2 protein-coding genes are annotated in these 2,964 nt (G+C 70.7%); both read left to right on the top strand.

All coding sequences use genetic code 11. The annotated features are described in order from the left end of the window. The coding region (locus AC2W7C_RS16045) for an ATP-binding protein (protein WP_486002295.1) at positions 1-1,491 on the top strand (1,491 nt) is incomplete at its 5' end. Positions 1,492-1,562: 71 nt separating this feature from the next. Further along, positions 1,563-2,964 (top strand): M61 family metallopeptidase (locus tag AC2W7C_RS16040; RefSeq protein ID WP_486002294.1); only part of this gene is annotated, 1,402 nt, incomplete at its 3' end.

Raw genomic sequence — 2,964 nt, 5'->3', positions numbered from 1 at the left:
GGGCCATGGCCGCCGGCGCGCCCCTTCGGCTCGGCGGTGATCGCCGGCGACGATCTGTTCGCCGGCAAGATCGAGGATCCCAACCCGGCGCTGGAGTTGCTGACCGGGCCGGGCGCGGCGCGCGACGCCGCTTTCGGCCACCTGTTCGAGCCCGGCGGCGTGGCCGAGGCCCGGGCCAAGCTGGCCGCGGGCTCTTCGGGGCCGATCGAGCTGGTCGCCCGCGCCCACCCCGACCGGATGCTGCATCTCTACGTCGCGCCCGAGGGCGAGCGCAGCCGCATCTGGATGTTCGACGTCTCGGTCCAGAAGTCGATGGAGCTGCAGCTGTCGCAGGCCCAGAAGATGCAGGCCGTCGGCCAGCTGGCCGGGGGCGTGGCCCACGACTTCAACAACCTGCTGACCGCCATCCAGCTGCAGCTCTCGGGCCTTCTGGAGCGGCACCCGGTCGGCGACCCCTCGTACGAGGGGCTGAACGAGATCCGACAGACCGCCATCCGCGCCGCGGACCTGGTGCGCAAGCTGCTGGCCTTCTCGCGCAAGTCGACCGTTCGGCGCGAACGTCTGGACCTGGGCGAGTTGGTCGGCGAGTTCGCCGTCCTGCTGCGCAGGCTGCTGCGCGAGGACGTGCGGCTGGAGACCGACTACGGCCGCGACCTGCCGGTGGTGCTAGCCGACAAGAGCCAGCTCGAGACCGCGGTCATGAACCTGGCCGTCAACGCCCGCGACGCCATGCGCGGGGTGGTGGAGCCGGGCGCCGGCGTCGTCACCATCCGCACCCGCCGCGTCACCCGCGACGATGCCCGGCGCCTGGGCTGGACCGCCGCCTCGACCGAGGCCGTCGCCCTGATCGAGGTTTCGGACACCGGCCCGGGCGTGCCGCCCGACCTGCTGGACAAGATCTTCGAGCCCTTCTTCACGACCAAGGCGGTCAACGAGGGCACCGGCATGGGCCTGGCCACCGTCTACGGCATCGTCGAACAGGCCGGCGGCCACATCAACGTGACGAATCTCGAGGGAGCCGGGGCGGCGTTCCGCATCTTTCTGCCCGAGGCGGCCGAGGCGGAGCTGGCCGAGACCCCGGTCGTCGAGAAGGCGGCCAAGGCGCCGCGCGACCTTTCGGGGGCCGGCCGCATCCTGTTCGTCGAGGACGAGGCCGCGGTGCGCGGCATCGCCGCCCGCCTGCTGCGCCAGCGCGGCTATGAGGTCATCGAGGCGGAGGACGGCGAGCAGGCGCTGGAGCTGGCCGAGGCGCACGCCGGGACCATCGACATGATGATCTCGGACGTGATCATGCCCGGCCTGGACGGTCCCTCGCTGCTGAAGAAGGCCCGCCCCTTCCTGGGCGACGCCCCGGTGATGTTCATCTCGGGCTACGCCGAGAGCGACTTCTCGGACCTGCTCCAGGACGAGGCCGGCGTATCGTTCCTGCCCAAGCCCCTGGACATCAAGACCCTGGCCGAGCGTGTGAAGCAGGAACTCCACGCCGCCTGAACCATCGGTAACTTGCCAGCGGCCGCCTGGCGGTGGACGGTCCCCGCCCTGTGTTCGATGGGGGATTTCCGATGAAGCTCGCACTCCTGGCCTCCGCCGTGTTCGTCCTGGCGGCGGGTCCGGCCCTCGCCCAGGCGCCGTCTCAGACGCAAGCCCCCGGCGGCGCCCCGGTGGAGTACGATCTCAGCTTCGACAACGCGGTCCACCATGAGGCGCGGATCACCGTCACCTACCGGGACGTCGGGCGCGCGCCGGTCCGGTTCGAGATGTCCCGTTCGTCGCCGGGGCGCTACGCGATCCACGAGTTCGCCAAGAACGTCTATTCGGTCACCGCCGTCGACGGCGCCGGGCGGCCCCTGACCGTCCAGCGAACCGACCCCTACGGCTGGACCGTCGCGGGGCACGACGGCGTGGTCAGCGTCACCTACACCCTTTACGGCGACCGGGCCGATGGCACCTACGCCCAGATCGACGCGACCCACGCCCACCTGAACATGCCGGCGACCCTGCTGTGGGCGCGCGGCTTCGACGAGCGAGCCGTGCGCCTGCGGTTCCGTGCCCCGGACCCCGCCTGGCGGATCGCCACCCAGCTGACGCCCACCGACCGGCCCGACGTGTTCACCGCGCCCAATCTGCAGTACCTGATGGACAGCCCGACCGAGCTCAGCGACCACATGGTGCGAGAGTGGCAGGTCGACGACGCGGGGACGCCGCGCACCATCCGCATCGCCCTGCATCACGCCGGCACGGCCGAACAGGCCGACGTCTTCGCCGCCAAGGCCCGCCGGATCGTCGACCAGCAGATCGCCATCTTCGGCGACGTCCCCGACTTCGATTACGGGACCTACACCTTCCTGGCCGACTACCTTCCCCACGTCAGCGGCGACGGGATGGAGCACCGGAACTCGACCGTCATCAGCAGCTCCCGGTCGCTGGCCGAGGCGGACTACGGCCAGATCGGCACCCTGAGCCACGAGTTCTTCCACGCCTGGAACGTGGAGCGCCTGCGCCCGGCCGAGCTGGAGCCCTTCGACTTCACCCGGGCCAATCCGACCCCGTCCCTGTGGTTCGCCGAGGGCTTCACCAACTACTATGGCCCCTTGGCCATCCGCCGCGCGGGGGAATCGACCGTCGACCGGTTCCTGGCCGAGATCGGCGGGCAGCTGGATTTCATGCTGAACACCCCGGCCCGTGGCTACGGCTCGCCCCAGGAGATGAGCCTGCGCGCGCCCTTCGCGGACGCGGCCACTGCGATCGATCCGACCAATCCCAACATCTTCGCTTCGTACTACACCTACGGCGCGGCCCTGGCCCTGACGCTGGACCTGACACTGCGCGAGCGGTTCGAGGGGATCACCCTGGACGACTTTACATGCGCCACATGTGGCGGACGCATGGGGTCGCCGGGCGGCCGTACGTGCCCGACGACCTGCGCGCGGGGCTGGCGGCGGTCACCGGCGACCCGGCGTTCGC

This window comes from Brevundimonas sp. CURTG3B2_SDJG, assembly GCF_057364705.1.
The sequence above is the reverse complement of the archived record's forward strand: the minus strand, read 5'-3'. Positions and strand labels throughout refer to the sequence as shown.